The sequence below is a fragment of the Arthrospira sp. PCC 9901 genome (assembly GCF_059013425.1).
On the sequence record NZ_CP102296.1, the window covers coordinates 2,172,397 to 2,194,004 of the forward strand.

The 21,608-nt window shown below is 46.2% G+C and carries 17 protein-coding genes and 1 pseudogene; 5 read left to right on the forward strand and 13 right to left on the reverse strand.

The window, feature by feature from the left end:
* Positions 1-95: 95 nt before the first annotated feature.
* Positions 96-515: a 30S ribosomal protein S6 gene (gene rpsF, locus NLZ44_RS09475; RefSeq protein WP_493752972.1), complete on the reverse strand. Its 420-nt coding sequence runs from the start codon at positions 513-515 to the stop codon at positions 96-98.
* Positions 516-874: 359 nt separating this feature from the next.
* Positions 875-1,867: a glycosyltransferase family 2 protein gene (locus tag NLZ44_RS09480; protein ID WP_493752608.1), complete on the reverse strand. Its 993-nt coding sequence runs from the start codon at positions 1,865-1,867 to the stop codon at positions 875-877.
* A gap of 80 nt (positions 1,868-1,947) precedes the next feature.
* On the opposite strand from NLZ44_RS09480, the gene NLZ44_RS09485 reads away from it, so the two are divergent.
* The 5 genes from NLZ44_RS09485 to infB all read left to right on the forward strand — a co-directional run bounded on the left by NLZ44_RS09485 (position 1,948) and on the right by infB (position 9,303).
* Positions 1,948-3,408 carry a hypothetical protein gene (locus NLZ44_RS09485; protein ID WP_493752973.1) on the forward strand — a complete coding sequence of 487 codons (1,461 nt, stop codon included), beginning with the start codon at positions 1,948-1,950 and terminating at the stop codon, positions 3,406-3,408.
* A gap of 315 nt (positions 3,409-3,723) precedes the next feature.
* Positions 3,724-4,185: a ribosome maturation factor RimP gene (rimP, locus tag NLZ44_RS09490; protein WP_493752609.1), complete on the forward strand. Its 462-nt coding sequence runs from the start codon at positions 3,724-3,726 to the stop codon at positions 4,183-4,185.
* 66 nt (positions 4,186-4,251) lie between these two features.
* Complete coding sequence (nusA, locus tag NLZ44_RS09495) at positions 4,252-5,499, forward strand: transcription termination factor NusA (protein ID WP_493752610.1); 1,248 nt, start codon at positions 4,252-4,254, stop codon at positions 5,497-5,499.
* A gap of 39 nt (positions 5,500-5,538) precedes the next feature.
* On the forward strand, positions 5,539-5,805 hold the full coding sequence (locus NLZ44_RS09500) for a YlxR family protein (RefSeq protein ID WP_369299348.1): 267 nt from the start codon (positions 5,539-5,541) through the stop codon (positions 5,803-5,805).
* A gap of 315 nt (positions 5,806-6,120) precedes the next feature.
* Complete coding sequence (gene infB / locus NLZ44_RS09505) at positions 6,121-9,303, forward strand: translation initiation factor IF-2 (protein WP_493752611.1); 3,183 nt, start codon at positions 6,121-6,123, stop codon at positions 9,301-9,303.
* A gap of 105 nt (positions 9,304-9,408) precedes the next feature.
* Here the strand turns inward: infB and NLZ44_RS09510 are convergent, their stop codons facing one another.
* The 11 genes and pseudogenes from NLZ44_RS09510 to NLZ44_RS09560 form a co-directional block, all read right to left on the reverse strand.
* Entirely contained in the window at positions 9,409-10,647 is a 1,239-nt protein-coding gene (locus tag NLZ44_RS09510; RefSeq protein WP_493752612.1) for an LL-diaminopimelate aminotransferase, read from the reverse strand.
* 25 nt (positions 10,648-10,672) lie between these two features.
* The gene (locus NLZ44_RS09515; RefSeq protein WP_493752613.1) at positions 10,673-11,650 is read right to left on the reverse strand and encodes an RNA-guided endonuclease InsQ/TnpB family protein; all 978 of its coding nucleotides are present in this window, start codon (positions 11,648-11,650) and stop codon (positions 10,673-10,675) included.
* Entirely contained in the window at positions 11,640-11,789 is a 150-nt protein-coding gene (locus NLZ44_RS09520; RefSeq protein ID WP_493752974.1) for a helix-turn-helix domain-containing protein, read from the reverse strand. Before NLZ44_RS09520 ends, NLZ44_RS09515 begins: the two co-directional genes overlap by 11 nt.
* Positions 11,746-12,360, reverse strand: a pseudogene (locus NLZ44_RS09525) (IS607 family transposase). Before NLZ44_RS09525 ends, NLZ44_RS09520 begins: the two are co-directional and overlap by 44 nt.
* 337 nt (positions 12,361-12,697) lie before the next feature.
* Positions 12,698-14,674 (reverse strand): hypothetical protein, encoded by a 1,977-nt coding sequence (locus NLZ44_RS09530; RefSeq protein WP_493752614.1) that lies wholly within the window; start codon positions 14,672-14,674, stop codon positions 12,698-12,700.
* Positions 14,675-14,989: 315 nt separating this feature from the next.
* Positions 14,990-16,225 carry an ATP phosphoribosyltransferase regulatory subunit gene (locus NLZ44_RS09535; protein WP_008057191.1) on the reverse strand — a complete coding sequence of 412 codons (1,236 nt, stop codon included), beginning with the start codon at positions 16,223-16,225 and terminating at the stop codon, positions 14,990-14,992.
* A gap of 92 nt (positions 16,226-16,317) precedes the next feature.
* Positions 16,318-17,226 (reverse strand): DnaJ domain-containing protein, encoded by a 909-nt coding sequence (locus NLZ44_RS09540; RefSeq protein ID WP_046320185.1) that lies wholly within the window; start codon positions 17,224-17,226, stop codon positions 16,318-16,320.
* 296 nt (positions 17,227-17,522) lie between these two features.
* Positions 17,523-18,335 (reverse strand): inositol monophosphatase family protein, encoded by an 813-nt coding sequence (locus NLZ44_RS09545; protein WP_008057189.1) that lies wholly within the window; start codon positions 18,333-18,335, stop codon positions 17,523-17,525.
* A 657-nt stretch (positions 18,336-18,992) separates the two neighbouring features.
* Complete coding sequence (locus NLZ44_RS09550) at positions 18,993-19,523, reverse strand: thermonuclease family protein (protein WP_493752975.1); 531 nt, start codon at positions 19,521-19,523, stop codon at positions 18,993-18,995.
* A 4-nt stretch (positions 19,524-19,527) separates the two neighbouring features.
* Positions 19,528-19,896 carry a 2Fe-2S iron-sulfur cluster-binding protein gene (locus tag NLZ44_RS09555; protein WP_006670614.1) on the reverse strand — a complete coding sequence of 123 codons (369 nt, stop codon included), beginning with the start codon at positions 19,894-19,896 and terminating at the stop codon, positions 19,528-19,530.
* Positions 19,897-20,255: 359 nt separating this feature from the next.
* Entirely contained in the window at positions 20,256-21,542 is a 1,287-nt protein-coding gene (locus tag NLZ44_RS09560) for a Glu/Leu/Phe/Val family dehydrogenase (RefSeq protein ID WP_493752615.1), read from the reverse strand.
* Positions 21,543-21,608: the final 66 nt, after the last annotated feature.

The window sequence follows — 21,608 nt, forward strand, 5'->3', positions numbered from 1 at the left end:
CACCGGGTAGTTATTTCGCCCATTTCAGCTCTATTTCATACCCGAAGGTCTCGCACCATACTTGGTATGGTAGCGCATCGCCCTAATTGGTTCAACTAATCTGCGATTAAATTGAGCTCTTGGGGTTGCGGTTGCGGTTGCGGTTGCGGTTGCGGTTGCGGTTGCGGTTGCGGTTGCGGTTCGGCTTCGGCTTCGGCTTCGACTTCGGCTGGAGATGCGGTCACATCTTGTTTAATCGTCAGATAACGAATTACGTCGCCACCTATACGCATGGCTCTTTCCATGACTTTAATCTGGTCGCTGTCGCCACCTTCATAGTTCATCTGGATGTAAATGCCTTCGCGATACTTGTCGATATCATAAGCTAAACGACGCTTACCCAAATTTTGCACCTCAAGATTTTGTGCGCCATGTTCCCGCAGGATGTCTTCATATTTGGCTCGCGCGGCCTCTACCTGCTCCTCATTTAGGTCGGAGCGCAGGATATACATGGTTTCGTAAACAAAAGGCTTCATTCTGATGATACTCCTTATGGACAATTCAGGCTTCTAATCAGAAGCAAGGACCTATACATTCTACATTAATTCCCTGCACAATACAATCAATATCAAAGTTGATTTTTTATTCAATTTTTAAAAAATTGTTCAGCCAAATCACGGTCGGGGGTTGACAAGCGCCGGGAACTAATGGTATCATTTTGTCATACTGTTAAATAATCGAATAATAACCAAAAATAATTTTTTTCAAAATATTTGCATTATATAAGACAATAGCATAAGTCAACCGTAAAAGCAACCCCCCGGCTGGGAGGGCTGGGGGGACTTTTTGACAAGTTTTACAAAACTTAACATAATTTCCGAGGACGAGATAGGGGCTAGGGGTATTGCAGGCTACTCATGACCCATTTTAATAAGTTTTGCCACTCAGGAGATGTAGATAAATGATCGACATCGAAAATAGCATCAACATTTTGAGAATACTGAGTAAAACTTTCGACCCAATTAATGACGGTTTCAATAGGTAGAAAAGGACTATAAGACCATGAGCGCTGTAAATATTCGACCATCTCAGTATTGAACCCAGTATGGTATAAATACCAGGAACTCCAGACCAAGGTACTATAGCGAACCCAGTCCTCAATTACTTTAATTTCCAAGGGTATATCTGGCAAATTAAAAAATTTATCGAGGACATAATTAATAGACTTGGCTTGAGAGATACCATCTCGCATAGTATTGCGATCGTGCTGACGATAGCATACAGTCGATCGCTTCAACCAGGCGCTGCGATACCCGCTGGAGGCCAAACGCAAAATCAAATCGACATCCTCAGCATGAGCCAACCCAGGTTCAAAGCCTCCGACGGTCTCCAAAGCCTGGCGGCGGAACATCAAAGTTCCCATAGTCCCCAAAGGCTTCCAGCGCAACCAATTCTCTAAATTCAACTCAGCGACCATTTCCCAAGGCTGAACATCGATCAGCATTTCGCCAGTTTGGTTAACCCTGCGCCAACCACTATGGACGATCGCCAATTCGGGGTCAGCATCAAATACAGCGAGTTGGCTTTGGAGGGTATCGGGAAAAAAGTAATCATCGGCATCGAGAAAAGTGATAAACTCACCCCTAGCCAAACTCAGACCATGATTTCGCGCCACGGAAACCCCTTGATTATCCTGATAAACATAGCGAACTTGGCTGTCATAGTTGGCTACTACTGAGCGAGTCTGGTCTTGAGAACCATCATCAACAACTATGATTTCATAATCAGTCTCAGTTTGAGCCAGTACACTATCAATGGCTTCGGCAATATACTGTTCACAGTTGTAAGCTGGGATCACAACACTGATACGGGGATAAGATTCAGACATGAGATTATCAATAAAATCAATTCGTCAATTACTGAAATTTTAACTAGAGTGAGTTGTTGTCAACAGAACCGATTGAGTCTATGACCATGAAAAAACCGAGAGCGATTAATAAAAACCACCCGGTCGGTCTGTGGATCGAACGAGGTCTGTCAATGATAGCAGTTGTCAACTATGCCCTAGTTTTATTTAATATTAGTTATATACCCTGGCGCGACTTTTATTTCCGTTATTTTCGAGAGTTAACGGAACTGTATGATCCGATTATGGGGATTGAACCCCACCGGGACACGGTCAGATATATAGAAACTGTAGAAGCTCTTAATAACCAGGTGGTGGAGACGGGACTAGAATCACCGGAAGTAGAGGTGATTCTGACGAGTCTGCGACAGCAAAGTATAGAAATGGTTGATACTAACCCTTTTGCGATCGCCAATAAAAGTGGTGCTTTAGAGACTATTAAAAATCGAATGCGCGATCGCGCTCCCAACCCGGACGATTCTTCTAAGCAAGCATTCTCTACTTTTTGGACTGTTGAATATTTAGCCGATCATGGATTTCCACAGGAGATAGGCTGGTTTAAGAGTGAGATCAAGCCGTTCATGGAGGCTAATTATTTTCGACGTTTATCAGAAACCGGTAACTTTGTCAACGATTTCTGGAGAATTGATTTTCCGTTTGTGATCTTCTTTTTAGTGGAATTTCTGATTCGGACTAGGGTAGTCAGCAGTAAATTTAACACGGTGACTTGGCTAGATGCGATGCTCTGGCGTTGGTACGATATCTTAATGTTTGTTCCGCTGCCAACGGCAAGATTATTAAGGATTATTCCGGTAACTATTCGTTTAGACCAAACGGGATTAATTAAGTTGGAGAAACTCAGAGCATTTGCCAGCCGAGGTTTAGTGTCATCGGTATCGCAGGAATTAACGGAAGCGGTGATCATCCAATTTATTAATCAAGTGCAAGACGAACTGAGAGAAGGTAATATTGGCAAGGCGATCGCCCAGTCACAACAGCAGCGGTATATGAATATTAATAACCTGAATGAAATCGAATTTATTTCTAATCAATTAATTCAGGTAGTGGTTGATAAGGTGATCCCACAACTAGAGTCGGATATAGAGGCACTAATTCGTTATAATGTGGAGAGTGTAGTCAAAAATTCCCCGGTGGTAGAAAGGTTTAAAAAAGTACCAGGATTTGAGAATCTGGCGAAAGAATTAAGCGATCGCCTGATCGGGGAACTATCCCAATTAGCCACGGAGGGTCCAAATAGTGCCTATGAAGCGATCCGTAAAGCCATGTCGGACCGCCAAGGAAGCCAATTAACAGAGCAACTGGTGCGGGACTTTGGCAAAGTATTATGGCAGGAAATTGAAGGGGAACAAATGCAGCAGTTTGAATATTTACTGGTAGATCTATTAGAAGAAATTAAACTGAATTATATACATCGAGTGGACGAAGAAAACTTCGAGCAAGTTCTCGCCTCAATCCAGGAAAGGCGGAAATTAGAGGGATTGATTGTTTACGAGTCCGACTGAGGCGATCAGACCCCTCCCCCACTCCTAGATAGCCTAGCCACAGGGAATTATGGAGTGGCGATCATCCAATAGTTCAATTGTGAGTTAAAGTAATACATTAGGAAGTTAAGCTGCGGGTCAGCCCTCAGCTTCTTGTGGAAGATACAGTTTCATCTACAAGTGGGTGACGCCCACTTTTTTTAGTGGCAGCATTTCCATGGCCAACCCCAAGGGACAGGTCTATGGTAAAGGATGATCTCCAGGTTTCCGTAACCCTAGGCTTAGGTACAAACCGCAATAGAGCCTAATTGTAGCGTTTTAACATCAAATCTGACTATGGTTCACCCCCTAATTCCCAAAATTATCGACATAGCCACTCCAGTCGCCAAGCCTCTGGGGTTAGAAGTCGTGGGGGCAATGTTTTACACTAACCAGAAGCCTCCTGTACTGCGGGTTGATATCCGTAATTTGGAGCAAGACACCAGTTTAGAAGATTGTGAGCGGATGAGTCGAGCCCTCGAAGAACAACTCGATGCGGTAGATGTAATTCCCGATGCTTATATTCTGGAAGTATCGAGTCCCGGTGTATCGAGGTCTCTAAGTTGCGATCGCGATTTTATCTCCTTCAAAGGATTTCCGGTCACAGTCAGCACTTCCGAACCCTACAAAGGACAAAAACAACAAAGTGGAAAATTGGTGGGGCGCGACGAGATGGCAGTCCATATAAATCAGAAAGGGCGACAAATCTCTATCCCCAATTCCTTAATTACGCAAGTGCTGCTAGAGGAAGGGGAATAAACCCGACTCTCAGGAAACAAGCTAATCTCAATTTCTGTATTTAACTAATTACGAGGACAAATCATTATGTCAATGGTCAGTTTACCCGGACTCAAAGATATGATTGAGAGCATTTCCACGGAGCGCAACCTACCGAAACAGGCGGTAGAAGAGGCTCTGCGGGAAGCGTTACTGAAAGGTTATGAACGCTATAGGCGCACGGTTCAGATTGACACCCAATTTAGTGAGGACTACTTCGATAATTTTGATGTAGAACTGGATGTTGAGGAAGAGGGATTTAGGGTTTTAGCCAAAAACCTAACTATTGTGGAACAGGCTAGTAACCAAGACCACCAAATTTCCTTGAAGGATGTGCAGGAAGTCGCCCCAGAGGCTCAATTGGGAGATACAGTAACTTTAGATGTTACCCCAGAGCAGAATGAGTTTGGGCGCATGGCTGCCATTCAAACCAAACAGGTTTTGGCTCAGAAGTTACGGGACAAACAGCGGAAGATGATTCAGGATGAGTTCGCCGAACATGAAGGAACCGTCCTACAGGCTCGGGTACTGAGATTTGAGCGCCAGTCGGTGATTATGGCTGTAAGTAGTGTTTACGGACAGCCAGAAGTTGAGGCAGAATTGCCCAAACGAGAACAATTACCCAAGGATAACTATCGGGCTAATGCCACTTTTCGGGTATATCTGAAGCGAGTTTCCCAGGGTTCCCAGCGTGGTCCTCAATTAATTGTCTCTAGGTCTGATGCGGGGTTAGTGGTGTACCTGTTTGCGAATGAGGTGCCAGAAATTGAGGACGAAGTGGTGAGAATTGTGGCTGTGGCTAGAGAAGCCAATCCACCCTCGAATCATGTGGGTCCACGAACTAAGATTGCGGTTGATACTTTAGACAGAGATGTTGATCCCGTGGGAGCTTGTATTGGGGCGCGGGGATCTCGAATTCAGGTGGTAGTTAATGAACTGCGGGGAGAGAAAATAGATGTGATCCGCTGGTCTCCTGACCCGTCAATTTATATTGCTAATGCTCTGAGTCCGGCTCGTGTGGATGAAGTGCGCTTGGTGAACCCAGAGGAACGTCGAGCCCATGTGCTGGTAGGGGAAGACCAATTGAGCCTAGCTATTGGTAAAGAGGGGCAGAATGTGCGATTGGCAGCACGTTTGACGGGTTGGAAAATTGATATTAAAGATGTCGCTAAGTATGATGCGGCGGCGGAAGATGAAATGGAGGCGAGCAAGTTTCAGGGACAACTAACTGCGGAAGTATCGGAGGACGAAAGTTTAGAGCCAGAAGCTACAGAAGTATCTGAAATTAAGGTATAGGGGGTTTTGGGGATGTTATAAATAGGAGGATGCTAAATTATGGTAGATCATCTTCGTCGATGTGTTACCTGTCGCCGCCTGGCTGCTAAACAGGAGTTCTGGCGATTGGTCAGAGTCTATCCATCTCATCAGGTAGAATTAGATCAAGGCATGGGTCGTTCAGCTTATGTTTGTCAAACGGCTGAATGTCTGATGGTTGCTCAGAAGAAAAATAGACTCGGACGAGCATTAAGGGCTCCGGTGCCGGAAAAAGTATTTCAAATCCTGTGGCAGCGTTTAGCTACGGACTCGCAGCCGGATAGCTAATGTATTATGGGAACTGGAATTGTACAGCCATCAACCCGCTATCTGGAATTAGTAAGGAGGTGATCACAGCATAAGTCAATAACAAGAGTTTCCCTGGTGGCAAATAGGGGTATCAGGGTGGGGCATAATTAGCATTATGTCTGTTTAAGGCTTAAACTGTTTCTGTAGCAAACAAATGTGAGTTGATCTAGTGCCGATGGCGATCGCGATCGAAAGTGGTACAGTGTAACCAAGTGGAGGCGATCGCAGTTGGTAACACCCCTAAAATAATGTCAATATAATTAAAAACGGGTTGGTACGAAGAGGCAAGAGTGGATGAACAACGTCAAAGTCAGAATTTACGAACTATCACGAGAGTTAAATTTGGAGAACAAAGACATCTTAGCCGTATGTGAACGGCTGAATATCTCCGTCAAAAGCCATAGCAGTACAATTACAGAATCAGATGCTGAACGGATCGAGAAATACGTCGCCAGTCATCCGATTTCCACATGGTCTGATGACAACTCCGATCCAGCCAATCAATCCCATTCCGGTGGTGGTGCGGCTGACAAGAAAAAACAACAGATTTTAGAAATTCGCAGGCCAAATCCTATCAGACCAGAAAATCAACCATCACCAGCAGACTCTCCCCAGGCGGAGTCGCCTGCTGCATCCCTTGCCACTCCCCCCAAACCCCCAAAATTCTCTGAATCATCTGTGACTTCCGAAACCAATATATCCGAATTGCCAAAACCCAATAATTCCCCCCAACCCCCCCGCAAACCCCCTGTGGAAGTTACCTCTTCTGTATCTACCACAGCCCAAGATGATGTCAGCGGGGCTAATAAGCCGGACGAAAAAACCACTTCCCAGGTGGCCAAATCGACTACTTCGACTGTGACTGAGCCAGTCGAAGTAAGCTCAGTCATAACGGAGGAAGAATCACCGACTTTAGTAGGGCCACCCGCTCGACCGGTACCGACGGCTACTAAATCTCCGCAACTGTCTCGTAAGCCAGTTTTAAAACAGAATAAGCCCACTCCCAAACCCAGTCCGGGAGGGAGCGCTCCGGTGGAGAAAAGCGCTGATAAAGCTGATAAAGCTGATAAAGCTGATAAACCAGTAGCTTCCAAACAGAAAAAACGGCCAGTTCCCTCTGATAATCAAGAAGTTAGAGAGGTGAAAAGGCGCGTTTCTACGGTGAAACCTGCCAGGTCGATGCCGGAACTGCAACCACCACCTTCGAGACAACCAAGCGTGGCGACTAAGACAGACTCCAGTGATATCGTCGAGGATGATAGCGATATCGGGGCTATACCTGAAGATGATGGGATACTGGAGTCGAAGCGCCCCAAACGCGGTTTAACGCTGAAGCGGCCTCAACCCATGACTTCACCTAAGCGTGCGAGTTCTGTGGATGATGATGATGATGATATTGATGAAAAGGGTGGTAAGGCAGGTAAAGCCAAGGTCAAGCGCCCCCGGATTAAGCCTCTGATTGACGATGAGGATGATGAAGATTTTGATAGCCTGACGGCTAATAGCTCGGAGTCTGAGGCTCTGAGTATATCCTTAGCTCGACCTCCCAAAGCTAAAACTGCTTCTGGTGCCGGAAAATTGGCTGTAGTCTCTAATCAGGGACGAAAGAAATCAGCACCATCTCGCAATTCCGGTGGTAGTGGTGGTAGTGGTAGCGGGGCGGCTGCTTCTCGGCGCGCGCCTACACCAGCATTACCAGAAAAGGTTGAGCGTTTAGTGGTTCAAGGACCGATGACGGTTCAGGAACTCGCCCATGCTCTGTCAATTGCGGAAACCGAAATTATCAAGCGTCTGTTCTCCCGTGGTATTGCGGTTAATATCACAGAAACCCTAGATTTCAAAACTATTTCGATGGTTTGTGAAGAATTAGAGGTTACGGTGGTAACCGAGGAGCAGAAATCAGCGGCTCAAAAACCTGATAATATGCTCAATGCGGAAGATTTGGATAATCTCCAACGCCGTCCGCCAGTGGTAACGATTATGGGTCACGTTGACCACGGAAAAACTACCCTGCTCGATTCTATTCGCAAAACTAAGGTAGCCCAGGGAGAAGCGGGAGGCATTACCCAGCATATTGGTGCTTATCATGTTGATGTGCAAAATGAGTCGGGCGAGACTCAACAGGTAGTTTTCTTAGATACTCCTGGTCACGAAGCCTTCACAGCTATGCGAGCGAGGGGAGCGAGAGTTACTGATATTGCTATTCTGGTGGTAGCTGCTGATGATGGGGTGCGACCTCAGACGGTGGAGGCTATTAGCCATGCTAAGGCGGCGGGTGTGCCAATGGTCATTGCCATTAACAAAATGGATAAGGAGTCGGCTCAACCGGACCGAGTTAAGCAGGAACTGACGGAATATGGTTTAGTTCCTGAAGAGTGGGGCGGTGATACGATTATGGTTCCAGTTAGTGCTATTAATGGCGGAAATCTCGACACTCTCCTAGAGATGTTGCTGTTGGTGGCGGAAGTTGAGGACCTCTATGCTAATCCTAACCGTATGGCTAAGGGTACGGTGATTGAGGCTAACCTAGATAAAGCGCGCGGCCCGGTGGCTACTCTGTTAGTACAGAATGGGACTCTGCGGGTGGGAGATGTCATCTTAGCAGGTTCTGCTCTAGGTAAGGTTCGGGCTATGATTGATGATCATGGTCAACGGGTGGAGAATGCCAGCCCTTCCTTTGCTGTTGAGATTTTGGGTTTGCGGGATGTTCCGGCGGCCGGAGATGAGTTTGAGGTGTTTGAGAGCGAAAAAGAGGCGGCGGCTTTGGCTTCGGAACGCGCGAATACAGCTCGACAGTCTCGCTTACTCCAGGGTCGAGTTAGCCTCAGTGCTTTGTCGGCTAGGGTTCAGGAGGGAGAACTTAAAGACCTCAATATTATTCTGAAAGCTGATGTTCAGGGGTCTGTAGAGGCTATAGTTAATGCCCTGAAGAAATTACCCCAGAAGGAGGTACAACTGCGACTGCTGTTAGCAGCGCCGGGTGAGGTGACAGAAACTGATATTGACCTAGCAGCGGCTAGTGATGCGGTTCTGATTGGTTTTAATACTACTACAGCTAGTGGCGCACGCCAAGCGGCTGACCGCGCGGGTGTAGATATTCGTGAATACAACATTATCTATAACCTCCTCGATGATATTGAAGCGGCGATGGAGGGTATGCTAGAACCGGAATTGGTGGAAGAACCTCTTGGTCAAGCGGAAGTGCGGGCTATTTTCCCTGTGGGTCGTTCCCGTGTGGCTGGGTGTTATGTTCAGTCTGGTAAGCTGATTCGTAACTGCAAAATCCGAGTTCATCGTGGTGGACAGACAGTCTATGATGGCTTCCTTGACTCCCTCAAGCGGATTAAAGATGATGTGAAGGAAGTTAATGCCGGATATGAATGTGGTATTGCGGCTGAAAATTTCAATGACTGGAATGAGGGCGACTCTATTGAAGCCTATCGAATGGTGACTAAGCGTCGGACTCTCTCCCGCTAGGGACTTTGTTGGTTAGCTAGAGATTATTGGTGCGCCAGTAATGAGGGTCTGGCGCACGCTACCCCGGTTTATTGAATAAGCCGGGGTTTCTGCTGTGAACTAATTTCAGAGGGCTTTAAACTTGTCTGTGATGCGTTCCATGGCGGCTTCTACGTTTTGACGACTGTTAAAGGCTGAAATGCGGAAATATCCCTCGCCGGCTGCACCAAAACCGGAACCTGGTGTTCCTACTACATTACAGGTTTGCAGTAATTTATCAAAAAAGTCCCAACTTGATAGACCGCTGGGGGTTTTGACCCATGCATAGGGGGCGTTGACACCACCATAAACTGTGAGTCCGGCTGCGGTCAATTTTTCGCGAATGATTTGGGCGTTTTCTAGGTAGAAATCTACGAGTTGTTGGATTTGGGATTGTCCGGCTGGGGAATACACTGCCTCGGCTCCCCGTTGTATAATGTAGGAGACTCCGTTAAATTTGGTGGACTGGCGGCGGTTCCACAGCTTCCACAGCTCGACATCAGACCCGGAGGATGTTTTTGCCATTAATGTTTTGGGAACGACTGTGAAGGCGCAACGAGTGCCGGTAAAACCAGCATTTTTGGAGAAGGAACGGAATTCGATCGCACATTCACGAGCGCCTTCAATTTCATAGATGGAGTGAGGTAAGCTGGGGTCGGTAATAAAGGCTTCGTAGGCGGCATCAAATAGGATAATTGAACGGTTGGCGCGGGCGTAATCAACCCATTTTTTCAGGTGTTCTTTGGTGGCTGTAGCGCCTGTGGGGTTATTGGGAAAACACAGATAAATTAAATCGACGCGATCGCTGGGAATTTCGGCGGTAAAATTATTCTCGGCGGTAATGGGAAGGTATAGCAACCCCTCATATTCCCCACGCTCATTCACGGGTCCGGTATTTCCTGCCATGACGTTGGTATCTACATAGACGGGATATACTGGATCTGTGACGGCAATGGTGTTATCTTTGCCAAAAATATCCAGAATGTTCCCAGTGTCGCATTTGGAACCGTCAGAGATAAAGATTTCCTCCGCGTCAATATCGCCGCCTCTGGCTTGAAAGTCATGTTGGGCAATTTTTTCGCGCAACCAGCTATAACCCTGTTCTGGTCCATAGCCCTTGAATGTAGAGCGATCGCCCATTTCCTCGACCGCTTTAATCATAGCAGTTCGGCAGGCTTCTGGTAAAGGTTCCGTGACATCACCAATTCCCAGTTTAATTATTTGTGCGTCGGGGTTGGCTTCCGCAAAGGTATTAACCCGCCGGGCGATTTCTGGAAATAGGTAGCCAGCTTTGAGTTTCAGGTAATTATCGTTAATAGTTGTCATCGTTACTGTGCAAACACTGATACATTTACGCGACATTTATCCGGCTATTGCCTGACAATGCGACGATAGCACTATTACCCGTTAAGGTAACAGAGGCGGTATCCCGCAAAGCTTTTAGAAAGATTCCAAAAGCACCGTTCCAGTCCCTGGGTAGAGTGAACCCGCACTCCGGACATCGGAACACTTTTGAGCCACCTAGCTGGGAATGCACATGACCACAGTGAGTACAGGTTTTGCTGGTGTATTCTTCCGTCACATCTACAACTGTGGTTCCAGTTATTTCCCCTTGATGTCTCAGGGTTAGTTTGAATCGATAATGCGCCCATGTCAGCATGGCGCGGGCAGTCTTAGACCTGATTTTCCGCTTTGCTTTGGCAACCATATCGGAAGTCTCGAAGGTGGGCAAAAAAATTAGGCTGTAGTTGTGAGTCAAGTAGTGAGCAATTTGTTTGTGGGCTTCATCAACTAGATTGCGGATTTTGGTTCTCATTCGTTGAGCCGCTTGCCTCATCCGTCGCCTTCTTGAACGACAGGGTTCCTTGGCGATTCGGCTCATCAAATCATCCAAATGTTGACATAACCGAGTGATGCGTCCTATATCTCCGGAGCCCAATTCCAGAAATCGTGAACCATCAAACCCAGTTATGAAAGTTCGCACACCCGGGTCTAATGCAATCACGCCAGTAGCGTCAGTTGGGGTAACGGCAACTGGTTCAGGGAAAATCGCCAACCATCGACCTTTGGTAAACACCAACTGAGTCCCTTGCCCGCAAGTTTTAGGGATGGGTTCGGAAACCATGAAAGTTAATCCTTTCGTTAGTCTTGGATACCAACTCCCTGAAGAGAAATTAGCATCGTTAAACTTGATGGCTTGAGAACTATCCCGACAGCTCCTAAACCTTGCGCCAGGACTGGCTGAAAAGGCGAGATAGGCATCAAAGATAGCATTCTGCCGAATATGGCCGGGTGTTTCTTTGACCCATTCGGGTAAGTCACTCTGCATCACTTCCCCAGCGTAACTTTAACTTGCTTAGTCGTTTACCACTCCTAGATAATGCAATTGCTTGGTTGTAGCAATACCGACAAGCAGCCAGCCATTTACGCCAGACTTGATTTAGCTCCGGGCTGGGGTAAATCCGGATCTTCTTTGACCTGAGTTTTGTATTTACTCCGTCCGTATAATCTGGAGCTAAAGCAGTGGAAGAGGGCGAGGATGTCCTCAACCATTTCTGGTTCTGGACTGAGACTTGTCTGGTTGAGAACCATGAGTGAGCACCTGTTTTGCTCACAGAGCCATCGAAACAAGTCAAATCCCCATATTGCCAATCAGTCTTTATGGGCAACGACAACCATGCGGACATCTCCTGACAAGACTTGTCCCAGTAAGGCCAGCATTTTCTTTCCCTTTCCCTTGAAGTTGAGCCCGCCTCCGATTTCTGAGACGACTTCTGCTTCGGGGTAGAGGTTGGACAGTGCGGCCACCTGTCGGTTGAGGTCGGACTGCTGGGCGCGGCTACTAACTCTGGCATAGATAACGACTTTGCGTTTGTCACTGCCTGATATGGCAGCAGTATATCACTCAACGTTGTATCGTCGTTGCCCAGCGGGGGTTCTGATGGTGTCGATTGAGCCATTTTCGTCCCATCTGCGGAGTGTTCTTTCATGGACTCCAAGGATTTGGGCGGCTTCCTTGGGTTTGACATATCTGGCAATAGGTTTATCCTCAACCCTTCTCGCTTATTATACCCTATTGCCCTAAAATATTAACCTAATTTGAGATTAAATCATGCTCTCCAACAGCTTACCGCCTAGGGGGGACGTGCGATCGCTTATTTTTCAACACAGTCTTTCTAGGGTCCTGCCAACCGACAAGATATCCAGGTCAAGACACCTCGGAATAATTCACGGTTATTTTAGGCTAATTTAACCCCCAAATAATTACCTGTAGGGTGCGTCAAACCTGGCAGATATGGAGGTCAAGACACCTCCCCATAATTGACCCACCATCTTAACTGTATCCCTGTTGTTAACTTCGGAGATTCATAGAGACTTAAACTGAGGCATATTGTTTACTAATTTCTCGCAAAAATTTAGTCAAAATACGCCGATCTGATTCCTGGGGTAACATTTCCAATAAATCTCCCCAGGATTGGTCTAAATCTTGGTACTTAACATAGTGATGGTTCCAGAGAATTCTGTCATCAGTAAAGGCAATTCCTTGGGTAGACATAAAGCCACTGGTATCTATCAGGGCAATAACTTTTTCGTTCTCCTTGAGATATAGCCATTTTTCTAAAGCCTTTGATAGCCTATCCAAGGGAATATTAGGAGCAGAAAAACCATTAGTAAATTTATACTGAGACTGTACCTGATTTTGCACAAATTCTCCGATACGACTGGGGATTTCTTCTTCAGTATAGATGTAGGATAGAGTTTCTAGCTGCTCAAGCACTGATTGATCCCGTTTCTTGCCCTTTTTCATGGATGACCAAACCCAAAATGCTGTACCGAACGCAACCGCTGCCGCACCGCCAGTCATCACACTAACTCCACCCAGAGCCGCCATAATTGCAGTAGTTGCGGCTGCACCGGATAAACTTCCGGCTACTCCCAAAGCAGTGGCTGCAGTCCAAGCGCCCAAAATAGTTGTAGCGCCAGCAATTGTGCCTGTTCCGATCGCAATTCCCAGATTTTTTTTGTCTTCACCATCCATTTTTGAGACTAATGCGATCGAGACAACTCCCGCCGCTCCGATCAGGGCTGCTCCTCCAGTAGCTACGGCTAACCCGCCAAGCATTCCCAAACCTCCAGCAGCCACAGAACCACCACCCAAAGCAGCTAACGCCGCATTAGTAGCAGCCCCTCCAGATAACGTGCTAATCAGAGTCCCCGTACCTGCTGACACTCCACTTGCGCTCAAGGCATTTACAGATACCGGGACGATCGCCGATCCTATTTTGGCAGCGTTTTTTGCTGGTTTAACCAGTGAAAGCACATCATAATTGTTCTGGCTCACAATGTTTTCTAAATCCTGCTGGCGGGCAGCCTGGTAAACCATTTTAGCATTATCTGGAATATTCGCTTGAGCGATAAAGGAGTCTAAGGCTTTTAAGGTTCTTGTATCTTCCAGCTTATTGCCGTCACGTACCTCCTGATAAATTGACAGGTAATTTTCTTTTGTTTCTGAGGATAGTTGGGGACTTTGCCAAATCTCGTTGACTAAAATCAGATCAACGGTTAAAGCCCTTGATTTGGCACTTGCTAAAGAGTAAGTTACCTGAATTTCTGGTGGCAAATCTGAACCCACCACAATTGCATCTAAAGCCGTGAGAGCGTTAAAGTCAGGACATGGTTCATTAGCACGTACATAAGCAAAAGTTCCTTTAATTATTTTCTGCTCTTCTGGACTGAGTGTAGACTCGTTTAAAGTAGAGTCAATGGCTTGCTGAAGTCCCACTAAACGGGAATTGGTACTAGCAAGTTGATAGCGAGCCTGAATGGTGCTGTCCAGCTTAGAAGAAGCGATCGCATAATCCAACAAATTTAAAGCGCTCAGATCCTTAACGTACTCACCATCCTCAATTTGCTCATATACTGACTTACATTTTGATCGGCTTGAGCCGGGCCGAATAAATTTGATATTTTGGCCAATTTCTTGATAAATTTTATCGTCTATTCGAGTTTTTTTGTCATACAAAGTATGCAACACAAGCGTAATATCTTTACCCTCAAAACCGCCCCCCTTGATAGTCATCTCTTGGTTATCTTCAATCTGGGCGGGAATTTTCACCGACAAGTCATTTCCCGATCGCAGAGTAACTATCTGCTTTCCCCCATTTCGAGCGATGGTATAAGGAACAAAAATATGATAAGTTTCTAAGGAAATGTTGCCTTTGCCTAATCCTTGGCTATCCGCTTGAACACTCAGTGGATTAATTAAATCTTTAGTCAGCAAACCCAAAGTTACTAAAGCGATCGAACCCAGAAAATGGCGACGATTCAGAGGATAACTGTTTGGTGTCAGCATAACAACTAATACCTGAAAATATGACGGTTAATGGATAATTGACAATTGTCGGGGCGGGTTCTGCTGTCAACTCTCAATTCCCCACGACCAGATGAATAAACCCGCCCCACCCCACCAGGGAATTAATGGATAATTGACAATTGACAATTGTCGGGGCGGGTTCTGCTGTCAACTCTCAATTCCCCACGACCAGATGAATAAACCCGCCCCACCCGACTGCTGTCAACTCTCAATTCCCCACGACCAGATGAATAAACCCGCCCCACCCGGTCATTAATTATTAATTATTAATTGTGGGTGTCATGTCAACTGAAATTAGATGGCTTCTAAGGTAGGATTACCTTGTTCATCTACCCAGGCTATTTGGGTAATTCCCCGGCGACGGGCGGACTCTCGGAGGGCGAGTAAATCATCGGAAATACTCAATTCCATTTGTACCTGTGCATCGGGGGACTGACGCAAATCTTGTGCATAAGCAAAGGCGGCGGCTTCAGCTTGGGGGGTTTTGGGAACCACCAAACAATCACCGGAGGGAATATCAGAGGGAAGCTCTCCCATGTCTAATAATACCTGATGCAGTTCCTCAATGGTGAGGGAAAAGCCAATACTGGGTTTAGTTTCTCCCTGGGGATGATAAAGTCCTAAAAGCTGGTCATAACGTCCGCCGCGACCTAATACCCGTGAACCCGAATGACTATCACTGACTACAATAAAGACAATGCCTGTGTAGTAGTCAAAAGTCTGAATCAGACTGAGATCTAGGGTGATAGACATAGGAGATAGAGTATCTGGTCGCAATTTCTGATATTGATTGAGACCATCAATTAAGGATTTTAGGTTGTTGAGGGCAGATCTTTGGCTGTGGTCTAGGTCTAGTTGGGAAACCTTGGCTAAAACGTCTTCAGGACGACCGCGCAAGTCAAAGAGGAATAAAGCCCGTTGTCGCAATTCTGGCGACATGGAAAGGGTTTCCAGAGTAATTCTATCGAGATTAGCGATCGCTTGTCGAACCTGATCGCGTAAGGGTGGCGGAAAGGGAGATAAAAGCGATCGCGTTAATCCAGCTTCCCCTAGGATAAACTGTGGGTTTTGTAAGTTTAGCGATCGCAAACAGTCCCATAGCAGTAGTAAAACTTCCGAGTCAGCGCGGACCCCATCAGCCCCAAGTAATTCTACTCCCGCCTGATAAAATTCTAACTGTGTACCATGTCCCGTCTCTCCACCCTTGCGGAAGATATTAGCATTGTAGTACAGACGTTGCGGCCAGTGGTCATTCCCCGCCATGCGAGAAACCGCCGCCCTAGCAATAGAAGCCGTTAATTCCGGGCGCAGTCCCAAACCTTCATTTTCTGCATCTTGTAATTGTATGACTGTTGAACGTTGTACCGCACCCCCAGCCATAAGGGTATCAAGCCTTTCCAGGGTAGAGGTGATAATGCGATGATAGCCCCAGCCGTGGAATACTTGCTGTAGTCGGCGTTCAATCCAAATTTTTTGGGCTACATCGAGAGGAAGTAGATCTCGCGCACCCGGCGGCGGTTGATGAATCATGGGATTAAAAAAAGTAGTACAAAATTAGGGGACGGCTTACAGATTATTACAGCTTACCTCCAATTGAGTCGATTTGTTCACCATGGTGGCATTTATTTTTTCTTACTCCCGCCAAATAGTCGCCCTAATAAACCGCCGCTTCCTGAACCTGACTTTTTGCTTTTACCTTTGACACTAGAGGTGGTAGCGGTTTTCTGAATTAGTTGTTGGGCTTCGATCGCTTCCGGCTGATTGGGATCAATACTTAGGGCTTTTTTAATATGGGGTGTACCTAATTTAGGCTGATTTTGTTTCACATAAATCAACCCTAATAGACCATGACAACGGGGGTGTGATGGTTCCCGTTTTACCGCGTCTTTTAGTTCCAGAATAGCTTTAGCATAGTTGCTAGTTTGCATTAACTGGACCGCGCGATCGCAAGCCTTATCCACAAAAGATGTTTTCGCTGGTCGGGGTGGCGGCGCTTCCTCTGACTTAGCTTCTGCTGGTGGGGGTGGCGGCGTGGGTGTAGCGGCTGCATTACCTGGTCGCGATCGCATTAAATACACTAAATTCAGTTCGCTAATTTCCCCAATTCTAGCCAGGGCTTGTTTCGGCGATTCATACTGTTTTTCGACCAATTCTTGTAAACTGGTTTCATATGCTTGATTAAAATCACCTATGGTCTGTAGTTCTTTAGCTGATTCTGTGGAGATTTGAATACTGTTGGGGTCTTGTTTAATGCGATCGGCGATCGTTTTGATTAACAACTCATATTCTCGTTTCTCATCATCCTTAGAAAACTTGTTATAAGCCGGACTCACCAATTTCGCCAATAATTCCTTACCAATTTCTTGTTCTTCCGCTTCCTGAAAAGCAGAAGTATCTGGATGCAAACGACGCGCAATCCTCATATATTGTTTACGAATAGCATTAAAATCAGAGTCGATTTTAACACCTAAAATAGCATAATTGTCCGTAATTCCAAGCTGGAATAATCCTTGATTAATTTGAAATGACATAGTATTCGCCTTTTGGTATCTGAGAAATGCTAAGTTAAGTTCTAATTTTCAGTGATATTCATGGGATTATAACTAGATGCAACCATATCGAGGATATTCCAATAACCTCCAACCCCAAAGCATAACAGTTAAGCCTGGCACAATTACGGATGATTAGCTAGTTAAGCCCACAGAGATAACCGGATCGCGGTATCTGTGTGTACGTCTGACCGCAATTTACTCAAGCTCAACTGCTACTCAATCTTATTTTGACATATTTTCTGACTGATTGGTGATTCTGCTGTGGGAGTCAGAGGCTACCAGGAAGATAAGGGGGGTGTTTCTAACAGGGCTTTACTAAGGCTAGAATGTAGGAAACCATTGGTAGCTAAAATTCGCCCAGATTTAATTTCAAAAGGACTCTCATCATAGGCTGTCACCTTTCCCCCAGCTTCTTGGACTAAGACCACCCCCGCCGCCAAGTCCCAGGGAGATAGTCCTCTCTCCCAATAACCATCTAAACGTCCGCAGGCGACATAGGCTAAATCTACAGAAGCCGACCCACCACGCCTGACTCCCTGAGTGAGGTGAGTCAGATAACAAAATTCCGCATAATTATTATCGGGGGTTTCGCGACGGTCATAAGCAAACCCTGTCACCAATAGACTTTGATCTAGTGAATTGGTTTGAGAGACCTTGATCGGTGTACCGTTACAGGTAGCACCATGACCAGTCGCACCCTGGAATAATTCATCATGAAAGGGATTATATACCGCACCGACCTGGGGGACTCCATCAATCAAAAGAGCGATCGAGGTAGCAAATGCTGGATACTGATGAGCATAGTTAGTGGTACCATCGAGGGGGTCGATCGCCCACAAATAGCGACTGCTAGTATCCCCTAAACTACCAGACTCTTCCGTAAGGATACCATGACCGGGAACATGGCGCTTGAGAACCTCCAAAATTGCCGCTTCTGAGGCTTTATCGGCTTCTGTGACTAAATCTCCTGAGCGTCCTTTCTCTTGAATATCTTGTAAATTACCCCAGTAATACTTTAAGACTGTACCCCCCGCAGTTGCTGCTAGGGTAGCCACATCCAAAAATGTTTGTAATGGTTCTTGAGTCATTTTGGCAAAAATTCCATCAGTTTCAGCTCACAGATAACACCATAACCCGATTAATCAATCATAATTCCCATAGTAGGGAAAGCCTGTGTCTGGGGACAAGTTTTGATTATACGAACAGCACTGGATCATGAAAACCTTGTCTCAAGAGAGCAAGGATGAAAGGCGACACGGGTACTTTAGTGCCCGTCAGCCCAAGACCTGATCAACTCTCGAACAACATGGCTGTTTGACTTTACACGCTTACTAGATAAATGCTACACCGATTGAGCGTGGATAAAGGTAACCAACCACTTAAAAAACCTTGTTGCCTCAAGGCGTACACTGAACCTTGACCATTGAATCTATGCGGTTTGGCTGCATTGTTCTAGCTTCCTCCTGGCAGCAGGTAAAAGATTCACAGGAACTAGACAAATCAGTTTTTGAGGTATATTTGCTTCAATCTAAACAGGATTGGCAGAAATGCAACTACGGTAGGGCATACCGAAAGTAACGCTTGGGGAGAGTCCCACCTCTGGGCTAGACGACGCAAGGAATCTAGTTTAAGTGGTCTCGGTGAGCCAAGAATCCCCGTCTCTTCAGAGCGGGGAGTGTCAAATGGGGAATCTGAAATTGATTAATTTCCGCCTACCCCCAGACTGTCGGCTGCCTCTTTTTCAGTCAGGACTGTTGTTGACGAAACTCAGCGGGGGTAAATCTCATGGGTTCTTCTGGGTTCCAGATACCTAACCCCATGATTCTAGCCCACCGTTGGGCATTGTCAAGGCGTTGGCTGTATTTGTTGTTGTAAATTCCAGCTTGGGCGAGGGCGTAACCTTGTTTAACCAATTCCTCATTAATCAGAATTTGATCGCGCCATATATATGCTAATAGGCGATCATAGCGATCGCTTTCCATTTGGTCAAATTCTAATAGCACCTGCTGTCCCTGACAAAGCTGCTGTAGCCTTCGTTTAGCTTCCATTCCCCAGGGGTCTTGTCTTAGGTCTGGCGCATTAATGCCAATCAGTCTTACCCGCTGTAACCTGGGAATATTATCGGTAGGACTGACAATTTCTATAGTCTGACCACTAACCACCCGTTCTACTCTGACAGTCATACCTGTGGGCATTTCCGGCGGTTCAGAACACCCAACCCCCACGATACAACACAACAGGAGTAACAGTCCGGTAAGCATCAATCTCAATGGCATTAGACTAATCTTCATCTAAGGGGAGCCCCGATCGCACCTTACCTTTACCAAAGTAGCGACCAAACTGGAGTTCGTAGACTTCATCCTCGTCCTGGGTTTCCACTTCCAGGTCTGAACGGGGATAGCTCACACAGAGCAAAGCATATCCTTCTTTTTGGAGTTCTGGAGATAATCCCATCGCCTCCGGCTGATACAACTCCCCTGAGATCACCCGCACCGCGCAAGTTGTACAGGCACCATTGCGACAGGAATAGGGTAAATCTGAACCCTGATTTTCTGCACATGGGAGGATATAGCGATCCTCTGGAACTTGCACACAGTAGGACTTATCCCTTTGGCGATCGTGAATACGAATTGTATGATAGGCGGACATAATATCAGTTCTTGGATTTTTTTCACAACCCCTCCTATCATAGGATATTTTAGCCACCAACAACCAACAGGCAACAGACAACCGCCCACTAACTAACCGTGGAACCCGCCCGGACAATTAATAATTAATAATTAATAATTAATAATTAATCCATTAATTTACGGGTATTCTGGGGGGTTTATTAATATGGTCGGTGGGTAATCTAATTAACCGTGGAACCCGCCCCGACAACATTATCCATTGTTGGGGATAGATAGGGCGGGTTTATTAAGATGATCGGTGATGACTATAACTAACCGTGGAACCCGCCCCGACAACATTAACAATTATTAATTGTTAATTATTAATTGTTAATTATCTTATGGATAGAGTCCCCTATCTTTCATGGCTTGTGAGACCCGACCGACACCGAGAGTATAGGCAGCAAGCCGCAAAGAAACAGACCGTTGTTGGGAATGTTGGCTAACGCGGTGGTAGGCATTACGGAGTAGTTTTTCCATTTCCCGATTCACCCGTTTTTCATCCCAGAAAAGGAAAGATTGACCTTGCACCCATTCCAGATAGCTAACCACGACACCACCCGCATTAGCGAGGATATCTGGTAAGACAGTAATCCCCCGCGTTTCGAGTATTTGGTCGGCGATGAGGGTAATGGGAGCATTAGCAGCCTCTGCCACTAATTTCGCCTGAATGCGATCGGCATTATCTTCAGTAATTTGGTCTTCTAAAGCAGCAGGAATCAAGACATCACAGGGAAGGGTGAGTAATTCAGCATTACTAATGCTATCGCTACCAGGAAAACCGACAACAGTTTTCTGGTTATTCACATGAGATTGCAAAGCCGGAATATCCAAGCCATTAGCATCAAAAACGCCGCCAAAGGCATCAGAAACAGCAATAATTTTAGCCCCGGCTTCGTGAAGGAGTTGTGCGGCGGCCGCGCCGACTTTTCCAAATCCCTGAATAGCAATTGTCACACCTTCTAGGGTTTGTCCTTTCTCTAATAAGGCTTCTCTGACAGTAATCATCACCCCGCGTCCGGTCGCCATATCTCGACCTTTTGAACCGCCAATAGATAGGGGTTTTCCGGTGACGACACCTAGGACAGCATGACCCATATTCATAGAATAGGTATCCATCATCCAAGCCATTTCTCGTGAGGATGTGCCGATATCTGGTGCGGGGATATCGATCGCCGGACCAATATCTTTAATCAATTCGCTAGTGTAGCGACGGGTGAGGCGTTCCAGTTCCCCTAGGCTATATTGGGTAGGGTCAATAGCAATCCCACCTTTAGCGCCACCGTAGGGAATCCCTAATAGGGCACATTTCCAGGTCATCAACATAGCCAAGGCTGACAATTCTCCCAGATTAACAGTCGGATGATATCGGGTTCCGCCTTTATAGGGACCGAGGACATCACAGTGCTGCACCCGGTGTCCGGCGAGGATTTCTACTTTTCCATTGTCTAATTTAACCGGAATGGAAACGGTGACGACTTTCCGGGGATGTTCTAAAATCACCAAGATATTTGGGTCCATACCTAGTTCCGCAGCCGCTTGGTTTAAATAGCTACAGGTGCGATCGAATGGACAAATATAAGCCGGAGTTGGGGATGTAGTCGCTACCTGGGATGATACAACCATAATTTATTAAACCTCTTTATTAATTAATTGTTCAGGCTGAAGCCAGAAGCTAGACAGTACAGCGAT